This is a genomic window from Pseudooceanicola aestuariicola (genome assembly GCF_045763785.1).
GTDB lineage: Bacteria > Pseudomonadota > Alphaproteobacteria > Rhodobacterales > Rhodobacteraceae > Pseudooceanicola.
The window spans coordinates 222,156-242,424 of record NZ_JBJGSF010000003.1; the positions used below are offsets into that span (position 1 = coordinate 222,156).

The following is a 20,269-nucleotide window of genomic DNA, read 5'->3' on the forward strand; positions in this document are numbered from 1 at the left end:
GTTTATCTGGGCCTATGGATATGGGCGCTTTGCACCAGACCAAAGGCCAGCAGCAGCACCAGCATGGCAGAGCCGCCGTAGGACACCAGCGGCAGCGGCACGCCGACCACCGGGGCAAGGCCCATGACCATCGACATGTTCACGGCGAAGAACAGGAAGAAGGTCGTGGCGATCCCAAGCGTCAGCAGCGATGCAAAGCGGTCGCGGTTGGTCAGGGCCGAGATCACGCAAAAGACGATGATCAGCGCATATAGCGCCAGCAAAGAGAAGGCCCCGATAAAGCCGAATTCCTCGGCCAGCGTGGTAAAGATAAAGTCGGTGTGTTTTTCGGGCAAAAAGTTCAGCCGGCTTTGCGTGCCCTGCATAAACCCGCGTCCTGTCCAGCCGCCCGATCCAAGCGCGATCTTGGCCTGCGTGATGTGATAGCCCGCGCCAAGCGGATCGGCGGATGGATCAAGGAAGGTGTCGATGCGGCGGAACTGATAATCCTTGATCAGCTGCCATTCGGTGCCACGCGATTGGAACACGGCCGTTACGGTGGCGATCCCGGTGGTCAGGACTGCGACGAAATAGGCCCAGTGTACACCCGCCAGAAACATCACCGCGCCGCCACCGATCATCAGCAAAAGGGCGGTGCCAAGGTCGGGCTGGCGCAGCACGAGGTAGGTGGGGACCATGATCAGCAGGACGGGCAGGATCACCCATAGCGGGCGCGAGACCTTGTTGATGGGCAGGGCGTCGTAATAGGCGGCAAGGACCATGATCAGCGTGATCTTGGTCAGCTCGGACGGTTGCAGGCGCATGAAGCCAAGGTCGATCCAGCGCTGCGCGCCCATGCCGACCGCGCCAAAGAATTCCACGGCCAGCAACAGCACGATCGACCCAAGGTAGGCCACGACCGACAGGTTGCGCCACAGCCAGATCGGCACCATGGCCACGATGAACATCACGGTCAGGCCAAGGATAAAGCGTTTGATCTGCGGTTCGGCCCATGGGGACATCGACCCGCCCGCCACCGAATACAGCATCAGAAAGCCAAAGGACGACACCGCGGCCAGCAGCAGGATCAGGGGCCAGTTCAGGAACAGGACCTTGCGGATGCCCGACGGGGTCGTCTTGACGTTATATTCAAGAAAACTCATGCGCGGGTCTTTCCGTCACGGGTGTGATCGGGGCGGTATTCGCGCAGGCGCTTTTGCTGTTCGCGGATGCGGTTGCGATCCTTGGTCGGGTACGCCTCGAGCGGCGGGTCACCTTGGTAGAGCGCTTGAAGGGTGATGTCCCGCGCGATCGGTGCCGCCGCGGTCGAGCCGCCGCCGCCGTGTTCCACCACGACCGCCACGGCGATGCGCGGGTTGTCCATCGGGGCGAAATCCACGAACAGCGCATGGTCGCGGCGGTTCCAAGGCAGATCGGCGTTGGACCGCACGCCCGCGGCGCGTTCCTTGGCGGTGATGTTGCGGACCTGAGAGGTGCCGGTCTTGCCCGCCATACGCATGTCTTCGGCGATGATGCGGCTGCCATAGGCGGTGCCGCGTCGGTTGTTGGACACGGCGAACATGGCCTTGCGCACCTGACGCAGGTGGTTTTCGTTCAGCCCCAGCGACGGGCCTTCGCCTGTGGCCTGTTCGATGCCGTTGATTTTCTTGACCAGACGCGGGGTGACCGCGGTGCCGCTGGCGATCCGCGCGGTCATCACGGCCAGTTGCAGCGGAGAGGCCAGAACATAACCCTGTCCGATGGCAGAGTTCACCGTGTCGCCGATCACCCATTCCTGACCGCGCGCTTCGCGTTTCCACGCCTTGGTGGGGGTTAGGCCGCTGGCCACGGCGGACATCGGGATATCCATCCGATCGCCCAGACCCAGACGGTTGGCCATGGCGGTGATTTTTTCGATGCCCAGTTCCAGCGCGAGTTCGTAATAATAGACATCGCAGCTTTCGCGCAGAGATGCCTCTAGGTTCACGTGCCCGTGGCCTGCGCCTTTCCAGCAGTGGAAGCGGCGGTCCGAGACCTCTAGGTGGCCGGGGCAGTAATAGGTGTCTTCCGGCCCCACCAATCCATCATCCAGCGCGGCCAGTGCGACCACCATCTTGAAGGTCGATCCAGGGGGATAGATGCCCTGCACCGATTTCGCAGCCAGCGGGCGATATTCGTTTTCCGTCAGTGCCTTGTAGTCGGATACCGAGATGCCGCGCACAAAGAGGTTGGGATCGAAGGTCGGGGCCGAGCCGATGGCCAGCAGGTCGCCGTTGTGCACATCCATGACGATGGCTGCCGCGCTTTCGCCATCCATCCGTGCCTGCACGTAGTTCTGCAGGTCGCTGTCGATGGTCAGCTGCATGTCGCGACCTTCTTCGCTTTTGCGGCGGTCCAGTTCGCGCATTTCGCGGCCGATGTGGTTGACCTCGACCCGTCGGGCCCCAGCCTTGCCGCGCAGGTCGTCCTCTAGCTTGGCTTCAAGTCCGACCTTACCGATCTGGAACCGGGGGATCAGCAGCAGCTGATCGGGGGCATCAATCTTGGACAAGTCATAATCGGATACGGGGCCGACATATCCCACCACATGCGCGAAATCGGGGCCGCGCGGGTAGGTGCGGGTCAGGCCGACCTCGGGGGTGACGCCGAGCAGGGCGGGGGCGTTGACGGCGATACGGGTCACGTCGGTCCAGTCGACCTGATCGGCGACCGTGACCGGAAAGAAGGGCTGGGTGCGCTTCAATTCAGCCCGGACTTGTTCAAGGTCTTCGTCGTCCAGCTTAACCAGCGCCTGAAGGCGGTTCAGCACCTCGTCTACGTCGCCCGCGTCTTCGCGCGTCAGGGTCACCCGGTAGGACGGCTGATTGACCGCGATGGCGACGCCGTTTCGGTCAAAGATCTCTCCGCGTGCGGGGGGGATCAGGCGGATGTTAACGCGGTTTTCTTCGGCCAGAAGGCGGAATTTATCGGCCTCTTCCACCTGCATATAGCGCATCCGCAGGGCCAGAAGGCCCATGAACCCCGCCTGTGCGCCGCCCACGATCAGGGCGCGGCGGGTCAGTTTGCGCTGGCTTGCGGCGTTATCCTTGGTGGGGCGTTTCATATGCGATGTCCCAATTGGTCAACTTCGCCCGGTGCCACGCGGCGCACTCCAAAGAGAGCGGCGCTGCCCAGCACGACGATGGGATAGGCGATGGCCGTAGCGGCAAGCTGGCTGGCGGCCAGCACCAGCGGGGCTTGCGGGATCAGGAACAGCGCCAGAACGACGCGGAACCCGATCAGCACACCCGCAGCGGCCAGCGCGGCGGTCAGCCATTCGACAGAGAAGGGCAGGGTGCGCAACCCGTCGGACCGGGCGCGCAGGGCTTCGACCGCGATGACCGTCAGGCCTGCCATCAGGCCCGGCGGGCGATGCAGAAGGAAATCACCCAGAAGCATGATCAGGCCCACGGCCCATGCGGGCACATATTCAGGCCGACGCAGGGCGAAGGTGAAGGTCAGCAGCAGCATCAGTTCCGGGCCCGCGAACTGGCGCGGTTCCGTCTGAAGGGGCAGCAGTTCCAGCAGCAGGATGCCAAGGCAGATACACAGGTAGACGCCGCGCATCGCCCATATCCGGGCCGGAGAGATTGCGACATGTTCAGCCATCCGTGCCCTCGCCTATGGTGAGGTTCACGCCAGTGGCGGCTTCGGGGTCAATCTCGGGTTCGATCAGGGTGCCGGGGTCGCGGATCGCCTCGGACCCGAGCTGGCGAAGGACGCGCAGGTATTCCAGCCGTTCGAAATCCGCCGCCAGACGCACGCGCATCCGGCCACCGGGGTCTTCTGCGACGCGGCCCACCAGCAGACCTGCGGGAAACACGCCGCCATCCCCGGACGAAATCACGCGGTCACCGGGGCGGACCTGTTCGGGCGCTTCAAGGAATTCGATAGGCGGGGCGGCCGAATTGTCGCCTTCGATCAGCGCGCGCTGGCCCGAGGGCTGGATCGTCACGGGCAGGCGAGATGACGTGTCGGTCAGCAGCAGCACGCGGCTGGTTTTCGACCCCACGCCAGAGATGCGGCCTACAAGCCCGATCCCATCCATCGTCGCCCAGCCATCCACGATTCCGTCGCGCGATCCGACGTTCAGCAGCACGGATTGACGGAAGGGCGATCCGCTGTCGGCCATGACCACGCCGGTGACATGGGTCAGGCGGGGATCAAGGCGGACCTTGTTCAGATCCAGCAGGCGGGCGTTTTCCTGTTCCAGCTGAAGGGCAGCTTCTTTCCAGGCCTTCATCTGCTGCAATTCGCGGCGCAGTTCTTGGTTCTGCTGGTGGATGCGGGTGTAGCTCTGGAAATCGCGGACGATGTTCAGCGCGCCATCGACGGGGGCCATGGCCCATTCGAACGACGGCACGACCTGATCGACCACCTGCGCGCGGAAGCGTTCGACGCGGGGGCTGTCGATGCGCCAGACAAGGAAGATGGCGAACAGCACAAGGACCACCACCCCCGTCAGTAGACGGCGGAGTGGGGTGAAGTAGTCTTCTTCCTGTCTGCGGTCCTTTGCCAATGCGGCCCCTTTCGATGGAAGGCCCCTTAGACGTCAAAGGGTGATTGGATCAGCTGTCGTAGTCAATCGCGTGGCGCAGAAGCTTTTCGAACTCCAACGCCTTGCCCGTACCAAGGGCCACACAGTTCAAACTTTCATCCGCGATGGACACGGCAAGGCCGGTCTGTTCGCGCAGGGCCAGATCCAGATCACCCAGTAGCGCGCCACCGCCCGTCAGCATCACGCCACGGTCCACGATGTCTGCCGCCAAATCCGGGGGCGTGGCTTCCAGCGCGGTCATCACCGCTTCGCAAATCTGCTGAACGGGTTCCGACAGCGCCTCGGCCACTTGGGCCTGCGTTATCTCGGTTTCCTTGGGCACGCCATTCAACAGATCGCGACCGCGGATCTGCAGGCTTTCGCCACGGCCATCGTCGGGCATCCGTGCGGTGCCGATGGTGGTCTTGATGCGTTCGGCGGTGGATTCGCCCACCAGCAGGTTCTGCTGACGACGCAGGTAGCTGATGATCGCTTCGTCCATACGGTCACCACCGACGCGGACAGACCGGGCGTAGACGATATCGCCAAGGGACAGAACGGCCACCTCGGTCGTACCGCCGCCGATGTCGACAACCATGTTGCCGGTCGGGTCGGTGATGGGCATGCCGGCACCGATGGCGGCGGCGATGGGTTCTGCGATCAGGCCCGCGCGGCGGGCACCGGCCGACAGCACCGACTGACGGATCGCACGTTTTTCAACGGGGGTCGCGCCGTGGGGCACACAGACGATGATCTTGGGTTTGGAGAAGGTCGAGCGTTTGTGCACCTTGCGGATGAAGTGTTTGATCATCTCTTCAGCGACGTCAAAGTCGGCGATGACCCCTTCGCGCATCGGGCGGATCGCTTCGATTGTGCCGGGCGTGCGGCCCAGCATCAGCTTGGCGTCTTCGCCCACGGCCAGCACCTTTTTGACGCCGTCCTTGACGTGGTAGGCCACGACCGAAGGTTCCGACAGGATCACGCCTTTGCCTTTCACGTAGACCAGCGTGTTCGCGGTGCCCAAATCGATTGCCATGTCCGAGGAAATCAGCCCCGGTATCTTGTCCCAAAACGCCATGTCGCGGATGCCCTAACATACCCATCTGTGCCCGCGACTCGTTAAATCGTGGGCGTTTCGCCCTTTTAGCGAGGTGAACCGATGGGTGAAAGTGCCGGGGTCAACAAATCAGCGTCATTTCGCGGATCTGCGGATTTGGCGGCGGGCCTTGCTTGGGCAGAAATGTCTGGATATGGAAAGTCATGCTTTCCTATCAGCACCTTTATCACGCGGGTAACCCGGCAGATGTTCACAAACATGCAATTTTGGCATGGATGCTGGACCGCCTGTGCCAGAAGCCCAAACCGTTGTCATATATCGAAACTCACGCCGGTCGGGGCCTGTATGACCTGTCCGCCGCCGAGGCGCTGAAGACCGGAGAGGCGGCGGCAGGGATCACCCGGATGCTGGGGCGTTTTGCCACGGATCACCCGTTTCGGCAGGTGGTCGAGAGGGTGCGCGCGGCGCATGGGGACACGGCTTATCCCGGATCGCCGGTGATCGCGGCCGAGATGTTGCGCGACGGTGACCGTATCCACGTGGCGGAATTGCATCCTCAGGAACACGAGGCGTTGCGCGATGCGATGCGGGGACGGGGGGCTGTCTGGGCGTCGGAAGGTGTGAAGGTGCACAAGGCCGACGGGTTCGAACTGGCGCAGTCCATCTGCCCGCCCGAGCCGCGCCGGGGCCTGATGCTGATCGACCCCAGTTTCGAAGTGAAGGCCGATTACGACACGATCCCCAAGTTCATGTCCCAAATTAACCGGGCGTGGAACGTGGGCATCATCGCGCTGTGGTATCCGATTTTGAAAGACGCCCGACATAAGGGAATGGTGCGGGCGATTGAAACAGCGGGCCTGCCGAAGGTGCTGAAATCCGAGGTGAGCTTTCCACCAGTGCGTCCGGGCCATGGAATGGTCGGGTCGGGGATGATCGTGGTGAATGCACCCTTTGGGCTGGACGATGAGGTCAAGCGCCTCGCCGGGATAATCCGGGGCTGACGGTCAGCGGGTCGGGAGGGCGCTGCCCTCCCCGGCGTTCCGCCTCCCCTCCCGAGGGTATTTATCAACCAGAAGAAGGTGGGGTCTTAGTGCTTGGTCGCGGCGAGAAGCTGGGCCTTGGCGGCTTCGGTCGAAGGGAAGCTGCCGGCGATGAACCACAGGTTGGTGGCGCGGCGGTGGCCGTAGAATTTGCGAAAGCCGGATTGGTCGAAGACGCTGGCCAGACTTTTCAGATCAAATCCGTTGCGGTGGGCCATGAATTCATTCCCCGCCTCGATCGAGGCGAGATGACCAAAGAGCACGTCGCGCGGGGTGATCGGCCCCTTGGCAGAGTGATAGAGCGGGTCGTCCAGCCCGTGTTTCAGGGCATGGCGCATCGCGGATTTGATGTCGGGGCAGGTGACCACGAACCAGCCATCGGGCGTCAGTAGCTGGCGGACCTGTTTCACCATCTCGATCGCTTCGTGATGAAAGAGGTGTTCGATGTTGTGCGAGGACCAGACCGCGTCATAGGCGCCTTTTTCGACACCGCTGAGATCGGTGATCGACGCGGTGATGTCCGGGTTGACCGATGGGTCGATGTCCAGCCGCACCTCGGTCCAGCCGGATTGGAAATAACTGGGCAGATGTTTCAGGCGCTTCGGCCCGCAGCCGATATGCAGAAGAGTTTTTTCGCGGCTCACCGGGGCGGTCCTGATGTAGGAAATCGTTTCGGAAAACCTAAGCTAGGGGTGCGGCTGATGGAACCCCGGGAATAATAGGGCCGCGCGCAGGGAGAGGAGCTGCGCGCGGCGCCGCTGGCCGGGTCAGGCGTCTTGCGCCGAGGAGGAGCCGGAGAGCGGAAGCGGTTCCTTGAAGGTGAGGGTGCGGTAGGGGAAGGGGATCTCGATCCCTGCGTCGTCCAGCGCGCGTTTGATCGAGGCGATCGCCTTGTCGCGGGATTTGTGTTCGTCGATGGGCGCGCTTTCCGTCCACCAGCGCACCATGAAGTCGATGGAAGAGCTGTTGAATTCCTTGGCAAAGACCTGCACCGGCTTGTCGGATTTGTCCGACGGGATGCCTTCCATGGCCTTGGTGATCACGTCGCGGGCTTGATCCACGTCTTCGTCGTAGGCGACGCCGACGGTGATTTCGATGCGGCGTAGCGGTTCGTCGGTCAGCACCTTCACAGGGTTCTTGAACAGGTAGGAATTGGGCAGCAGCACCAGCTCTCCGGAGCGTTTGCGGATGAAGGTGTCGCGGATCGAAATGTGTTCGACCCGGCCCGACACGCTTTCACATTCGATGTCGTCGCCGATGCGCATCGGTTTGCGCAGCAGGATCAGGAAGCCCGCAAGGAAGTTTTCGAAAATGTCCTTGAAGGCCAGACCGATGGCGATGGAGCCGATGCCGAGGCCGGCGATCATCTTGGTGGGCGTGAGGTTCGGAAAGAGGATCGTCGCGGCGACCAGCAGGCCGAGTGCCCAGACCACGATCTTGACCAGTTTGCCCACGGCGTCGCGCAGGGACGGCCGGGCGTTGGATTTGCGCAGGATACGCGTGACCAGAGCGCTGATGCCCCAAGCGACAAGGGCTGTGAGGATCAGAAGGATGACGGCGGCGATCAGGTTCGGGATCAGTGCGATGAGGCCTTTGACGAGGCCGGTGATCTGGCCGTTCACGATCTCAAGCGGTTCCAAGTTTTCCATATTTCAGCTGTCCCGAGCCTTGCCATATTTCGTCGTCAACGCGGGTGGCGGCGGTTCGGTTCCGCCAAACCTTTGGCGTGGTTGGAAAATCTGCCGGGTCGGTCTGACGGGCACTGAAACCTTGGAACTTCGCCGGGGTGGAACGGTTGACCGGGAACGCATTGAAACACCAAGACCGGCCCCGCCGGAGGAGACCAGAATGGCAACCGTGACAGACGTAAAATTGCATATCGAAGACCATGGCGGGGACGGTGATCCCGTCATCCTGATCCACGGCTGGCCCTTGTCTGGTGAGGCGTGGGAAAACCAGATCACCGCCATGACCGGTGCGGGTCTGCGGGTCATCACCTATGATCGTCGCGGGTTTGGCCGGTCGGACAAGCCTGACAGCGGATATGATTACGATACGCTGTCGGATGATCTGGCGAAGATTATCGAAATGCTGGGCCTGACGAACGTCAGTCTTGTGGGCTTTTCCATGGGCGGTGGCGAAGTGGCCCGGTACGTTGGGCGTCATGGGACGGATCGGTTGAAGAAGGTGGTCTTTGCCTCGGCTGTGCCGCCGTTCATGATGAAGACGGACGACAACCCTGACGGACCGCTGACCGAAGATGCCGCAGCCGAGATGGAGAGCAGCCTGCGTGAGAACCGCGATCTGTTTTTCGAAAAATTCACCTCGGATTTCTTTACGGCCGATGGGGACATCAAGGTATCGCGGGATGACCGGCAGGCGGCGCTGCTGCTGTGCAAGGAAAGCGATCAGACCGCGGCGTTGGCCTGTATGGGGTCGTTCGGGACCACGGATTTCCGTGACGATCTGAAAAAGGTCGATGTGCCGACACTGGTGATCCATGGCGATGCGGATGGTATCGTGCCGCTGGAAGGGTCGGGCCAACGCACTGCCGATATGATCGACGGGGCAGAGCTCCACATGATCAAGGGCGCGCCGCATGGGGCAAACGTCAGCCACGCCGACGAATTCAACAAGGCGGTCATCGCGTTCCTGAACGCCTGACCCAGAGCGCTGGATAAAAAGAAAGGGTCGGACGCTGTCCGACCCTTTCGTGTGTCTGGCGGTGTATCCCGGCGGGCGTCAGCTGACGTCCTTGTAGCTGATTTCGCGGTTGTCCGCGCCGGCACCGACCTTGCCGCGCCGCACGAGCAGGCGGTTCAGGGCGTGGATGTAGGCCTTGACGCTGGCCACGACCGTATCGGTATCTGCCGACTGGCCGGTGACGATGCGGCCGTCTTCGTTCAGGCGGACGCTGACGGTGGCCTGAGCGTCGGTGCCCTGCGTCACGGCGTGCACCTGATACAGTTCCAGCTTGGCGTTATGCGGGAAAATCTCTTTCACCGCGTTAAAGCAGGCGTCGACGGGCCCATCGCCGGTGGTGGAGGCGGTCTTGTCCTCACCATCCACGGTCAGGACCATATCGGCGGACTGACCGCCCATGCCGCAGATGACCTTGAGGTCTTTCAGCTCAAGCCGGTCGGGGGTTTCGTCTTCCGCATCGCGGACAAGCGCCCAGAGGTCGTCTTCGTAGACTTCCTTTTTCCGGTCGGCGAGGTCCTTGAACCGCACGAAGAGGTCGTTGAGCTGGTTGGCACCGAGTTCGATGCCAAGCCCTTCGAGTTTGGAGCGCAGCGCAGCGCGGCCCGAGTGTTTGCCCAAAACGATATTGTCTTCGTTCAAGCCGATGTCGGCGGGCTTCATGATCTCGAACGTCTCGACGTTCTTCAGCACGCCGTCCTGGTGAATACCGGATTCGTGCAGGAAGGCGTTTTTGCCAACGATCGCCTTGTTGTACTGAACCGGGAAGCCCGAAACGGTGGCGACGCGGCGCGACAGCTTCATGATCTTGGTCGTGTCGATGCCGGTCGAATAGGGCATGATGTCGTTGCGGACCTTGAGGGCCATCACGACCTCTTCCAGCGCGGTGTTGCCTGCGCGTTCGCCAAGGCCGTTGATCGTGCATTCGATCTGACGTGCGCCTGCTTCGACCGCCGCCAAGGAGTTCGCCGTCGCCATGCCAAGGTCGTTGTGGCAATGGGTGGCAAAAACGATCTCGTCCGCGCCGGGGACCTTTTCGATCAGCATGCGGATCAGGTCGGCGGATTCGCGCGGCGCGGTGTAGCCGACGGTATCGGGGATGTTGATCGTGGTGGCGCCAGCCTTGATCGCGATTTCGACCACGCGGCAGAGGTAGTCATGTTCCGTCCGTGTCGCGTCCATGGGCGACCACTGGACGTTGTCACACAGGTTGCGGGCGTGGGTGACCGTTTCGTGGATGCGGTCGGCCATTTCGTCCATGGTCAGGTTCGGGATCGCGCGGTGCAGCGGCGAAGTGCCGATGAAGGTGTGGATGCGCGGCTGCTTGGCGTGTTTGATCGCCTCCCAGTTCCGGTCGATGTCTTTGAAATTCGCGCGGGACAGGCCGCAGATGATCGAGTTGTTCGCGTTCTTCGCGATTTCCGACACGGCGTTGAAGTCGCCTTCGGATGCGATGGGGAAGCCGGCTTCGATCACGTCGACGCCCATTTCGTCCAGCATGGCCGCGATTTCGAGCTTTTCCTCGTGGGTCATGGTGGCGCCGGGGGATTGTTCGCCGTCGCGCAAAGTGGTGTCAAAGATCAGAACGTGATCTTGGGTCGGGTTCGTCGTCATTGGATATTCCTTATTCTCCTAAAGCCTTGGCGCGGAAGGGCAAACCTCTGAGCGGTCGCGCCGGGATGGCACGCTCAGAGGCGGATTAGGAGTAGGCACAGGGCAACGCCGCGCAAAGCGCGTGCGGTGGTGGTGATATGGCCCGTGGTCAACATGGGGATCGTATAACGCGGCTTTTATGCGATGGGAACCCGTGTGTTTCGCTGCAAAGCAGCGAAGCGCGCCGCGCGGGGATATTTTCATCAAGCTGAAAGCAGGAGGTTGATCCGGGCGGGGGCTGCGTCACGTAAGAAGGTTATGGAAAAGGCATTGATTATTGGTGACAGCGGCGCGGTTGGCGGGGCTGTCGCGGCAGAGTTGCGCGACCGGGGTGTCGCGGTGACGGGGGTGTCGCGGTCTGGCGACGGGTTGGACGTGACGGATGGGGCGTCTGTGGCGGCGGCGTTGGATGGGCTGGGGCCCTTCGATTTCGTGCTGGTGGCGACCGGGGCGCTGGAGATCGGGGACGCGGGGCCTGAGAAGGCCTTGGATCAGATCGACGGCGGCGCGATGGCGGCGCAGTTCGCGTTGAACGCTGTGGGGCCGGCGTTGGTGTTGCGGCATGCGGGCGATCTGTTGCCGCGGGATCGGCGGGCGGTTTTCGCAGTGCTGACGGCGCGGGTCGGGTCTATTGGTGATAACCGTCTGGGGGGCTGGTATTCGTACCGGGCGGCCAAGGCGGCGGCGAACCAGATTGTGCATACGGCGGCGATTGAATTGGGCCGGACGCATAAAGAGGCGGTGGTCGTATCGCTGCATCCCGGCACGGTGAAATCTGATCTGACGGCGAAGTATCTGGGGCGGCATCCGGCGGTGGAGCCTGCTGAGGCGGCGAAGAACCTGCTGTCGGTGGTCGAGGGGCTTTCCGTCGACGACAGCGGTCAGTTCTTCGACTGGCAGGGGGAGCGTGTGGAATGGTGAGGCGCGTGATCCTTGTGCTGGGCGATCAGCTGTCGCCAGAGCTTGCGGTGCTGCGCGATGGCGATCCGGAGCAGGACGTTGTGGTCATGGCCGAGGTGACGGATGAAGCAGGGTACGTGCCGCATCATCCCAAGAAGATCGCGTTGATTTTCAGTGCGATGCGCCATTTCGCGGAAGAGTTGCGCGGGGACGGCTGGGACGTACGCTATTACCGGCTGGAAGACGACGGGCCGAAGTCGATCTGCGGGGCCTTGATGGATGTGCATCAGGACGTGTCACCAGAGGAAGTTGTCGCCGTCCGTCCCGGCGAATGGCGTCTGATCGAGGCGCTGGAGGCTTGTCCCGTTGGCGTGACGTTGGTGGAGGATGATCGGTTCATGTGTTCCATCGACCGGTTCAAGGACTGGGCCGAGGGGCGCAAGGAACTGCGGATGGAGTGGTTCTACCGCGAGATGCGGCGGGAAACTGGGTTCCTGATGGACGGCAAAGACCCCGCCGGGGGCGAGTGGAACTACGACAAGGAAAACCGCAAACCAGCGCAGCGGTCGATGTTGCAGGCGCAGCCGATGCAATTCACGCCGGATGAGATCACCGAAGAGGTGTTAACGCTGGTGGCCGATCGGTTTGGCGACAACTTCGGGTCGCTGGAGGGGTTCAATTTCGGCGTCACGCGCACTCAGGCGCGACGGGCGCTGGCGCATTTCGTGACGTCTCAGCTGCCTGAATTTGGCGACACGCAGGACGCGATGCTGCTGGACGAGCCGTATCTGAACCACGCGCTGGTTTCGATCTATATGAACATCGGGCTGCTGTCGCCCCGAGAGGTCTGTCAGGCCGCCGAGGACGCCTATCGTGCTGGAGATGTTCCCATTAACTCGGCCGAGGGGTTTATTCGGCAAATCATTGGCTGGCGGGAATACGTGCGGGGCATCTATTTCCTGAAGGGGCCGGATTACACGGCGTCGAACGAATTGGGCCACAGCCGCGACCTGCCCGCCGCCTATTGGGGGGCAGAGACGGAGATGAACTGCATCGCCCAGGTCGTCGCCCAGACCCGGGATCTGGCTTATGCGCATCATATTCAGCGGCTGATGATCACGGGCAATTACGCGTTGCTGCTGGGGGTTGATCCGGCCCAAGTCCACGAATGGTATCTGTCTGTCTATGCGGATGCATTTGAATGGGTGGAGGCGCCCAATACCATCGGCATGTCGCAATGGGCGGACGGGGGCGTGGTGGCGTCAAAGCCTTACGTGTCCTCGGCCAATTACATCAAGAAGATGTCGGATTATTGCGACGGGTGTTCGTACGATCCGGACGTGAAGGTGGGCGAGGGGGCCTGTCCGTTCAATTTATTGTACTGGGACTTTTTGGTGAGGCATCGGGATCGGTTCGAGGAGAACCGTCGGATGGGGGTCGTTTATAACGCGTGGGATAAGATGGGGGAGGAGAAGCGGAAGGCCGTGTTGGAGGGGGCTAGCGCACTATAAGATCATACCCAGTTCCAAGAATCTGCCAGAAAAGCCATATAATTACTGCTCCTAACGCAAGGCGATGTTTCAACGCGCGATCGTGGTTTTCTACCAACACATTAACGGGGAAAGCCCATTTGGCGTAAAGAGTCAGCGCTCTGTAAATTACCAGGCAGAGGCCCGCGAGGTAAACGAATAGAGGCCACCTATAAATATCGAAAGGGGAACCTTCCGGCAATATTACGTTCATGTAATAGCCAGAAAAGTAAATCGCCAAAGGCATCGCTATGAACCAAACGCCGAAATCGTAGGCAAAGTTCCTATGTATAGCCGCGTACCAAGTTTTGTTCTTCAAAAGATTCTTTTCAACCGAGTGTTGAGCTGCTTTGAAGAAAGTGATGTCGCTCGCCGAAATATTAACAATACCATCATTCTGCGTCGCTTCAGACACTAATGGGTTCGGATCAAAAAGGCTTGGTTTCTCGAAGTCAATCGTGACTGAAACTCTGTTAAGAGGCTCTCGTCCTTCAGCGTGCCTGGAAAATGACGTTATATTGTTGAAGTGAATTGATTTTATTGGCTTCGGAATTTCTTCGTCGTCAAAGATTTCTGCCGTGTCGCCATATACTGATTGATCTTCCCAGCCTATGATTGTCACAGTCAGGCGAAAACCGTCCTCCAAAAGAAAATCTTTGTGCTCCTGCCATTGTTCATCGGTCATTTCCTCAATGCGGGGCAGGCCAAGGATTACAGACTCGCCAAATTTTTTGTTTATTTTTTCAATTTCTCGGTAGAAGTCTTTGATATGGCTAAGGGAAAATTTGCACCCGCGGACAGGTATCGCTTGTTCGTACCTCGCGAATAGAACTCCGGGTTGTTTGCTCTGAACGATGTTGTTGCTCAACGACGGCACCCTCTCGACCAATACAGAATCAAGATATGGGAAAACTCAGTCCAGTTTCAACAGAATGTGGCGGTTAGGGCGTCGGTTGTAGTGAGGTTGGTCCTCACCCAACCCTATTCACATGCCCCATCTTCCGCCCGGCCTGCACCTCGGTCTTGCCGTCAAAATGCACCTCAATGCCGGACTCTGCGGCTAGCGCCTCAATCGCCAGTCCGGTTCCAACCAGCCGCCAAACAACAACAGCCCTCCCGCCCAAAGGTCCCCCTTCGACGCAAAGCTCAACACACTCGGTAAAATCTAATCGCCCAAGCCGCCATAACGCACCGCCTTTGCGGCGCGTTATTCGCCTTTTGCCTTCGCCTCTCGGGCGGCTTGAAGACGTTCGCGCTGCTCTCGGCGGGCGTCGGCTTCGGCGTCTAGGATGGATCGCGCGGCGGCGGTGGTTTTGTCCAGCGCCGAGGGCGGGCCGGGGTCATATCGCTTGTCGTTGGTGACAGCGGGGCCGAAGGCATCCGACAGGGTCACAACCTTGCTGCGTTTGCCCGGTGTTTGGGACCCAGGGGTGGGCGTGCCACCCCCGGAGGTTTTATCGCTCATGCGAGGGCGAGGTTCGATGCCGACTCGCGGCCGTCACGGCCTGCTTCGACGTCAAAGGTGACCGCCTGGCCGTCTTTCAGACCCGTCAGGCCTGCGCGTTCCACGGCAGAGATGTGGACGAAGATGTCCTTGCTGCCCTCAGCAGGTTCAATAAAGCCGAAGCCTTTGGTGGAGTTGAACCATTTTACAGTTCCAGAAGCCATTATCATATTCCTTGTTTAATACCGCCCGAAGAATACGGCGGTCCGGCAGCTCTACGTCGAAAGCCGAGCCACAGGGGAGCAGATAACGATAGTCAGGATGCGCCCCTCCTTTACCGAGGGGCGGCGCAAAAGGCAATGGTTCGTTTGCGGTGCAGGTTTTGCCGGGGTCAGCGGGTGATCCGGTTGATGTGGCCCATTTTGCGGCCTGCCTTGACCTCTGCCTTGCCATAGAGGTGCAGCGCCACACCGCTTTCGGTGGCAAGGGTCTGGACCCGGTCCATGTCGTCGCCGATCAGGTTTTCCATCACCACGTCGGCATAGCGGGTGCCGTCGCCCAAGGGCCAGCCGGCGACCGCGCGGATGTGTTGTTCGAACTGGTCAACGGCGCAGCCGTTCTGCGTCCAGTGGCCGGAATTGTGCACGCGCGGGGCGATTTCGTTGACGATCAGACCTTGGGGCGTGACGAAGAGTTCGACCCCCATGACGCCGACATAGTCGAGCGCGTTCAGGATTTTGGCGGCCAGCAGAACCGCGTCGGTCCGGGCCGAGGCGGGGAGGGTGGCGGGTACGGTGGTGGTGTGCAGGATGCCGTCGCGGTGGACGTTTTCGCCGGGGTCGTAGCAGGCGACCGCGCCGTCAATGCCGCGAGCGGCGATGATAGACACTTCGGACGTGAAATCGACAAAGCCTTCAAGGATCGCGGGGGCGCCGTTCATATCCTTTAGCGCCTGTGCGGCGTCGTCGGGTGACATGATCCGCGCCTGACCCTTGCCGTCGTATCCGAAGCGGCGGGTTTTCAGGATGGCGGGGGTGCCGATGTCGTGGATCGTCTTGGTCAGCGCCTCCGCGTCGGGGATGTCGGCGAAGGGCGCGACACTCAGGCCGAGGTCGGTCAGAAAGGTCTTTTCGGTGAGGCGGTCCTGGGACACGCGCAGCGCCTCGCGGCGCGGGCGGATGGGTTTCAGCGGCTCCAGCAGGTCCAGCGCAGAGGTGGGAATGTTTTCGAATTCGTAGGTAATGACGTCTGCACTGGCCGCGAATTTCTTCAACGCGTCTTCGTCGGTGTAGTCAGCCTGCAGGTGGTAATTGGCGACGTGGCTGGCGGGGCAATCGCCGCCGGGTTCAAAGATGACGGTTTTGAAGCCAAGGCGCGCTGCGGCGACTGACAGCATGCGGCCCAGTTGCCCGCCGCCAAGGATACCGATGGTTGATCCGGTAGGAAGGGGATTAGTCATCTTTGGGCTCGTCCGGGATAGAGGCCGACAGCGCCTCGCGCCAGGCGTCGAGGCGTTGGGCAAGGTCGGGGTCGTTGATGGCAAGGATACCAGCGGCCATGAGGCCCGCGTTGGCCGCGCCCGCAGCACCGATCGCCATGGTCGCGACGGGGAAGCCTTTGGGCATCTGAACGATGGAATAGAGTGAGTCCACGCCCGACAGCGCCTTGGTCTGCACCGGCACGCCGATCACGGGGATGCGGGTTTTCGACGCCATCATGCCGGGCAGGTGGGCCGCGCCGCCCGCGCCCGCGATGATGACCTTTAGGCCACGGTCAGCAGCCGTCTTGCCATAGGTCCACAGCCGGTCGGGCGTGCGGTGGGCCGAAACGATCTTGGCCTCGTACGCGATGCCAAGTTCGTCAAGGATATTGGCCGCTTCTTTCATGGTGGGCCAGTCGGACTGGCTGCCCATGATGATGCCTACGGGGATGTCGCTCATGTCCGTCGTCTCCGGTGTCTGAGACTTGGGTTATAAGGGCTTGGGCGGGAGGTGCAATTGGTGGGTTCTGTTGATGATGGCATCTTGGCCGCGGTCTGAAGAGCGTCGGGCGCTTTCGGTCGTAATTGAGGGCGGCGGCGCGCCTCGGACGCCGAACTATCGCTGCTCAAGTAGGCCTGGGATCGGTGTCGGCACAGAACAGGAGATGCTATCAGAGCGTGCTGCCCTCCTGGCCCGTGGCCAATTCACCCGGGATGTTTGAGGCATGGGATGAAAGGTCGCCGGTTGTCAGGCGATGATATCCGGCGTCAGGCGGTCTTCGATCTGCGCGATCTTGTCCTTCAGCAGCAGCTTTTGCTTTTTCAGCCGTTGCAGGGTCAACTGGTCGGACGTGCCGCGATCCTGCAGGGCGCGGATCGCCTCATCCAGATCGGCGTGTTCGCGGCGAAAAACCTCAAGCTCGACCTTAAGGACTTCGTCCGTTTTCATCGAGATGTCGCTGCGGGCATTCATCCGGGCGATTCCCCATTTGTTGCAGAGCCTTGATCATACACAAGCCCGCCCCCCGCCGCAAAGCCCTTGCACCGCGCAGATCGCATGCCCATATTTCCCTTAGACGGGTCGCCGCAAAGGGGCCCTGACCGACTGTCGCTTAAAGACCAAGGACGTGTCATGACGAAGATGACCCTAGGGGCACACCCCTACATGCTGGGGTTCGAACAGCTGGAACGGTTGCTGGAACGCTCAGCCAAGGCCGGGAACGACGGCTATCCGCCTTTCAACATCGAACAGACATCGGAACGATCCTATCGGATCACACTGGCCGTGGCCGGGTTCCGTGAAGAAGACCTGGCGATCACGCTGGAGGATTCTCAGCTGGTGATCCGGGGGCGACAAAACGACGATGGCGAGGGACGCCATTTCCTGCATCGCGGCATCGCGGCGCGTCAGTTCCAGCGTTCTTTCGTGCTGGCCGACGGGGTCGAAGTGGGTGACGCGATCATGGAGAACGGATTGCTGCACGTCGATCTGACCCGGGTAGAGCCCGAGAAGGTCGTGCAGACGATCAGCATCAAAAGGGGTTAAGTCATGGATGTAGAATACGATTTCAATTCGGGTCCGGCGCGGATCGTTTACGTGCGTCCGGTGAAGGTCGCCGATCTGCCCGAAGAGGTTCAGGAACAGGCCGAAGGGCTTGAACAGCTCTACGCCGTCCATGACGAGGATGGTGAGCGGCTGGCACTGGTCAAAGACCGCGGTCTGGCCTTCGCGCTGGCACGTCAGAACGATCTGGCGCCTGTCACGGTACACTAAGCATTGAATTGGGTGTGGCGGCGTGGTTGAACGCTGTCACATCCGTCGTAATTCTTCCGGCGGTCTTGCGAATACTCAAGATTTGTCCGTCGGGGTTTAAAAGATGTCCGAGCCAGCAATCGCTGTTCTGCCGTATGGCGTGTTGCTGGGGGCCGGTTATCTTAATCTGTCTTGCGATGATCTGGAGTGGCCACTGGGGCAGCCGGATCGTTTGCGGCAGAAGTCCCTGCGCGATATGACGCGCGACGACCACCTGATTGTATACCCTCGTCCAGCCTTGCACTATCGGCCATTGTTCGGACTGAAGGCGCGCGTATCGATGATGGTTCAAGAACCCAGAGCCATCCATTGGGATCACCGTCTTTTATTGCGCGCGTCTTGGCGCAAATTCCATCGTGTCCTGACCCATGATCGTGATTTGATCAGCAAGATACCTAACGGTGTCTTCGTACCTTTTGGCACAACATGGGTGCCCAATTGGCAAGAGCTTGATCTGACCAAAAGCAAAAATTGCTCGTTGATTGCGTCGTCCAAGACCTCGCAGGAAGGGCACAAGCTAAGACATTCTGTCGCCGACTATGTGAAAGCGCAGCAATTGGATGTCGATGTCATGGGCTCTGGCTACCGGTCATTCGAAACGAAGTCGGATGGTCTAGCCTCTTATCGATATTCGGTCGTTATCGAGAATGTGCGAGAGCCTGATTATTTTACTGAAAAACTGCTGGATGCGTTACTGTGTCTGACGGTTCCGATCTACTGGGGCTGTCCTAACATCGGCGGATTATTTCGACACGGCTCCTATGATCATTTGTCACAATGAAACGGATATTTGGGCTGCACTTGGCGCTCTCTCTGACGCGGATTTTGAATCACGTCTTGATGGCTTAAAAGCGCTTCGCCCGGTTGCCGCACCCTACGCCGACCTCCATGGTCGGGCCGCCAAAGCCCTGAGAGACAGCTTGTAATGCGTGCCAAGTTTTCGCCGCTGTCGGTTTCTTTCACGCCTGCGCAGTATCGGGAGTCATAGACTGTGCGGCGCGAAAGTTTTGTCATCGGCGAAACCTCTGTCGCCCCTGGCCAGATGGCGACCGTCGATCTGCCTGTATCGGTTTTGCCGGACCATACGCCCGTCAATCTGCGGGTGATCGTGTTGCACGGGCGTACCGACGGTCCGACGGCATTTGTCAGCGCGGCCATCCACGGGGATGAGGTGATCGGCGTTGAAATCGCGCGGCGACTGATCGGGCAAAAGGCGCTGCGCGGTCTGCGGGGCACGCTTCTGGTGGTGCCGATCGTGAATACCTTCGGGTTTCTGAACCGATCCCGCTATCTGCCGGACCGGCGCGATCTGAACCGGAGTTTTCCGGGCAGCGAAGGTGGATCGCTGGCCGCGCGTCTGGCGCATCTGTTTCTGAACGAAGTCGTGCTGCGCTGTGATTTTGGCATCGATCTGCATTCGGCGGCCATCGCGCGGACAAACCTGCCGCAGATCCGGGTCACCCCCGACGATACCGGATTGATGGAACTGGCCCGCGTCTTTGGTGCGCCGGTGATTATTCCCTCGACTGAACGCTCCGGGTCTTTGCGGGCCGAGGCGCGAGAGCGTGGCGTGAAGACGATCCTTTACGAGGCCGGAGAGGGCCTGCGGATCGACGATCATTCGGCCAAGATCGGCGTCGCCGGTATCCTGAAGGTGTTGCGCCACAGCGGCATGCTGGGCGGGCGTGGTCCCAAAGGCGGGCGCGTGCCGCTGTTGGCGCGGCGGTCCATGTGGGTGCGCGCGCCGCAGGGCGGGTTGTTGACTTGTTATCGTGGTGACGGGGACATCGTGTCCAAGGGGGATATTCTGGCCCGTGTCGCAGGACCTTTTGGTGAAAGCGAAGACGAAATCCGGTCGCCCATTGATGGGCTCGTTGTGGGTCACGCGGTCATGCCCGTAGTGAACGAAGGTGATGCGGTCTTTCATCTGGCTGAAATTGAACGGCCTGTGACGGAAAACGTCGTGCTGGAGGAAATCGCGCAGCATTTGTCACGAGATCCGCTGTTTGACGAAGACGAAATTATCTAGATCGCGCAACTTAGCGCGAATGGAAAAGGCCGGGGTTATGCCCGGCCTTTGTCGTTCGATCAGTGTCTT

General features: G+C 60.7%; 23 protein-coding genes. 8 read left to right on the forward strand and 15 right to left on the reverse strand.

All coding sequences use genetic code 11. From position 1 onward, the window contains the following. Nucleotides 1–2: 2 nt before the first annotated feature. From rodA to ACI3GR_RS13530, 5 genes are read right to left on the reverse strand one after another with little or no spacing between them, the layout of a single operon-like run. The gene (gene rodA / locus ACI3GR_RS13510) at nt 3–1,142 is read right to left on the reverse strand and encodes a rod shape-determining protein RodA (RefSeq protein WP_407495224.1); all 1,140 of its coding nucleotides are present in this window, start codon (nt 1,140–1,142) and stop codon (nt 3–5) included. Continuing rightward, nucleotides 1,139–3,082, reverse strand: coding sequence for a penicillin-binding protein 2 (gene mrdA / locus ACI3GR_RS13515; protein WP_407495225.1), 1,944 nt, complete (start codon nt 3,080–3,082; stop codon nt 1,139–1,141). The genes rodA and mrdA overlap by 4 nt, the downstream gene beginning before the upstream one ends. Next, a complete protein-coding gene (locus ACI3GR_RS13520; RefSeq protein WP_407495226.1) occupies nt 3,079–3,627 on the reverse strand; it encodes a rod shape-determining protein MreD in 549 nt (182 codons plus the stop codon). The genes mrdA and ACI3GR_RS13520 overlap by 4 nt, the downstream gene beginning before the upstream one ends. Further along, nucleotides 3,620–4,537, reverse strand: a complete 918-nt coding sequence (gene mreC / locus ACI3GR_RS13525) for a rod shape-determining protein MreC (protein WP_407495227.1) — start codon at nt 4,535–4,537, stop codon at nt 3,620–3,622. Before mreC ends, ACI3GR_RS13520 begins: the two co-directional genes overlap by 8 nt. A 49-nt stretch (nt 4,538–4,586) precedes the next feature. Then, a complete protein-coding gene (locus ACI3GR_RS13530; RefSeq protein WP_407495228.1) occupies nt 4,587–5,633 on the reverse strand; it encodes a rod shape-determining protein in 1,047 nt (348 codons plus the stop codon). Between the two features lie 182 nt (nt 5,634–5,815). Here ACI3GR_RS13530 and ACI3GR_RS13535 point away from each other — a divergent pair, with 182 nt between their 5' ends. Then, nucleotides 5,816–6,613, forward strand: coding sequence for a 23S rRNA (adenine(2030)-N(6))-methyltransferase RlmJ (locus ACI3GR_RS13535; protein ID WP_407495229.1), 798 nt, complete (start codon nt 5,816–5,818; stop codon nt 6,611–6,613). An 86-nt stretch (nt 6,614–6,699) separates the two neighbouring features. Here ACI3GR_RS13535 and ACI3GR_RS13540 read toward each other — a convergent pair whose 3' ends face one another. Then, entirely contained in the window at nt 6,700–7,296 is a 597-nt protein-coding gene (locus ACI3GR_RS13540; RefSeq protein WP_407495230.1) for a class I SAM-dependent methyltransferase, read from the reverse strand. 123 nt (nt 7,297–7,419) lie between these two features. Beyond that, nucleotides 7,420–8,301: a mechanosensitive ion channel family protein gene (locus ACI3GR_RS13545; protein ID WP_407495231.1), complete on the reverse strand. Its 882-nt coding sequence runs from the start codon at nt 8,299–8,301 to the stop codon at nt 7,420–7,422. 199 nt (nt 8,302–8,500) lie between these two features. Here ACI3GR_RS13545 and ACI3GR_RS13550 point away from each other — a divergent pair, with 199 nt between their 5' ends. Continuing rightward, nucleotides 8,501–9,316, forward strand: coding sequence for an alpha/beta fold hydrolase (locus tag ACI3GR_RS13550; protein WP_407495232.1), 816 nt, complete (start codon nt 8,501–8,503; stop codon nt 9,314–9,316). A gap of 78 nt (nt 9,317–9,394) precedes the next feature. Here the strand turns inward: ACI3GR_RS13550 and ACI3GR_RS13555 are convergent, their stop codons facing one another. Further along, nucleotides 9,395–10,966 (reverse strand): 2-isopropylmalate synthase, encoded by a 1,572-nt coding sequence (locus tag ACI3GR_RS13555; protein ID WP_407495233.1) that lies wholly within the window; start codon nt 10,964–10,966, stop codon nt 9,395–9,397. 297 nt (nt 10,967–11,263) lie between these two features. On the opposite strand from ACI3GR_RS13555, the gene ACI3GR_RS13560 reads away from it, so the two are divergent. Next, a complete protein-coding gene (locus tag ACI3GR_RS13560; RefSeq protein ID WP_407495234.1) occupies nt 11,264–11,926 on the forward strand; it encodes an SDR family NAD(P)-dependent oxidoreductase in 663 nt (220 codons plus the stop codon). Further along, nucleotides 11,920–13,416, forward strand: a complete 1,497-nt coding sequence (locus ACI3GR_RS13565) for a cryptochrome/photolyase family protein (protein ID WP_407495235.1) — start codon at nt 11,920–11,922, stop codon at nt 13,414–13,416. The genes ACI3GR_RS13560 and ACI3GR_RS13565 overlap by 7 nt, the downstream gene beginning before the upstream one ends. On the opposite strand, the gene ACI3GR_RS13570 is transcribed toward ACI3GR_RS13565, so the two are convergent. The 7 genes from ACI3GR_RS13570 to ACI3GR_RS13600 form a co-directional block, all read right to left on the reverse strand. Beyond that, nucleotides 13,403–14,302, reverse strand: a complete 900-nt coding sequence (locus ACI3GR_RS13570; protein WP_407495236.1) for a hypothetical protein — start codon at nt 14,300–14,302, stop codon at nt 13,403–13,405. The two genes, ACI3GR_RS13565 and ACI3GR_RS13570, sit on opposite strands and share 14 nt — an antisense overlap. Before the next feature lie 103 nt (nt 14,303–14,405). Then, a complete protein-coding gene (locus ACI3GR_RS13575) occupies nt 14,406–14,558 on the reverse strand; it encodes a hypothetical protein (RefSeq protein ID WP_407495237.1) in 153 nt (50 codons plus the stop codon). 83 nt (nt 14,559–14,641) lie between these two features. After that, on the reverse strand, nt 14,642–14,899 hold the full coding sequence (locus ACI3GR_RS13580; RefSeq protein WP_407495238.1) for a hypothetical protein: 258 nt from the start codon (nt 14,897–14,899) through the stop codon (nt 14,642–14,644). Continuing rightward, on the reverse strand, nt 14,896–15,102 hold the full coding sequence (locus tag ACI3GR_RS13585) for a cold-shock protein (RefSeq protein WP_407495239.1): 207 nt from the start codon (nt 15,100–15,102) through the stop codon (nt 14,896–14,898). Before ACI3GR_RS13585 ends, ACI3GR_RS13580 begins: the two co-directional genes overlap by 4 nt. A gap of 167 nt (nt 15,103–15,269) precedes the next feature. Next, nucleotides 15,270–16,337, reverse strand: a complete 1,068-nt coding sequence (locus ACI3GR_RS13590; RefSeq protein WP_407495240.1) for a 5-(carboxyamino)imidazole ribonucleotide synthase — start codon at nt 16,335–16,337, stop codon at nt 15,270–15,272. Then, nucleotides 16,330–16,818 carry a 5-(carboxyamino)imidazole ribonucleotide mutase gene (gene purE, locus ACI3GR_RS13595; RefSeq protein ID WP_407495241.1) on the reverse strand — a complete coding sequence of 163 codons (489 nt, stop codon included), beginning with the start codon at nt 16,816–16,818 and terminating at the stop codon, nt 16,330–16,332. The genes ACI3GR_RS13590 and purE overlap by 8 nt, the downstream gene beginning before the upstream one ends. A gap of 288 nt (nt 16,819–17,106) precedes the next feature. Then, entirely contained in the window at nt 17,107–17,331 is a 225-nt protein-coding gene (locus ACI3GR_RS13600) for a YdcH family protein (protein ID WP_407495242.1), read from the reverse strand. A gap of 159 nt (nt 17,332–17,490) precedes the next feature. On the opposite strand from ACI3GR_RS13600, the gene ACI3GR_RS13605 reads away from it, so the two are divergent. The 4 genes from ACI3GR_RS13605 to ACI3GR_RS13620 all read left to right on the forward strand — a co-directional run bounded on the left by ACI3GR_RS13605 (nt 17,491) and on the right by ACI3GR_RS13620 (nt 20,200). Then, entirely contained in the window at nt 17,491–17,904 is a 414-nt protein-coding gene (locus tag ACI3GR_RS13605) for an Hsp20 family protein (protein ID WP_407495243.1), read from the forward strand. Between the two features lie 3 nt (nt 17,905–17,907). Then, nucleotides 17,908–18,132: a DUF1150 family protein gene (locus ACI3GR_RS13610; RefSeq protein WP_407495244.1), complete on the forward strand. Its 225-nt coding sequence runs from the start codon at nt 17,908–17,910 to the stop codon at nt 18,130–18,132. Nucleotides 18,133–18,235: 103 nt separating this feature from the next. Then, nucleotides 18,236–18,952: a glycosyltransferase family 10 domain-containing protein gene (locus tag ACI3GR_RS13615; RefSeq protein ID WP_407495245.1), complete on the forward strand. Its 717-nt coding sequence runs from the start codon at nt 18,236–18,238 to the stop codon at nt 18,950–18,952. Nucleotides 18,953–19,162: 210 nt separating this feature from the next. Then, nucleotides 19,163–20,200 (forward strand): succinylglutamate desuccinylase/aspartoacylase family protein, encoded by a 1,038-nt coding sequence (locus tag ACI3GR_RS13620; protein ID WP_407495246.1) that lies wholly within the window; start codon nt 19,163–19,165, stop codon nt 20,198–20,200. Nucleotides 20,201–20,269 lie beyond the last annotated feature (69 nt).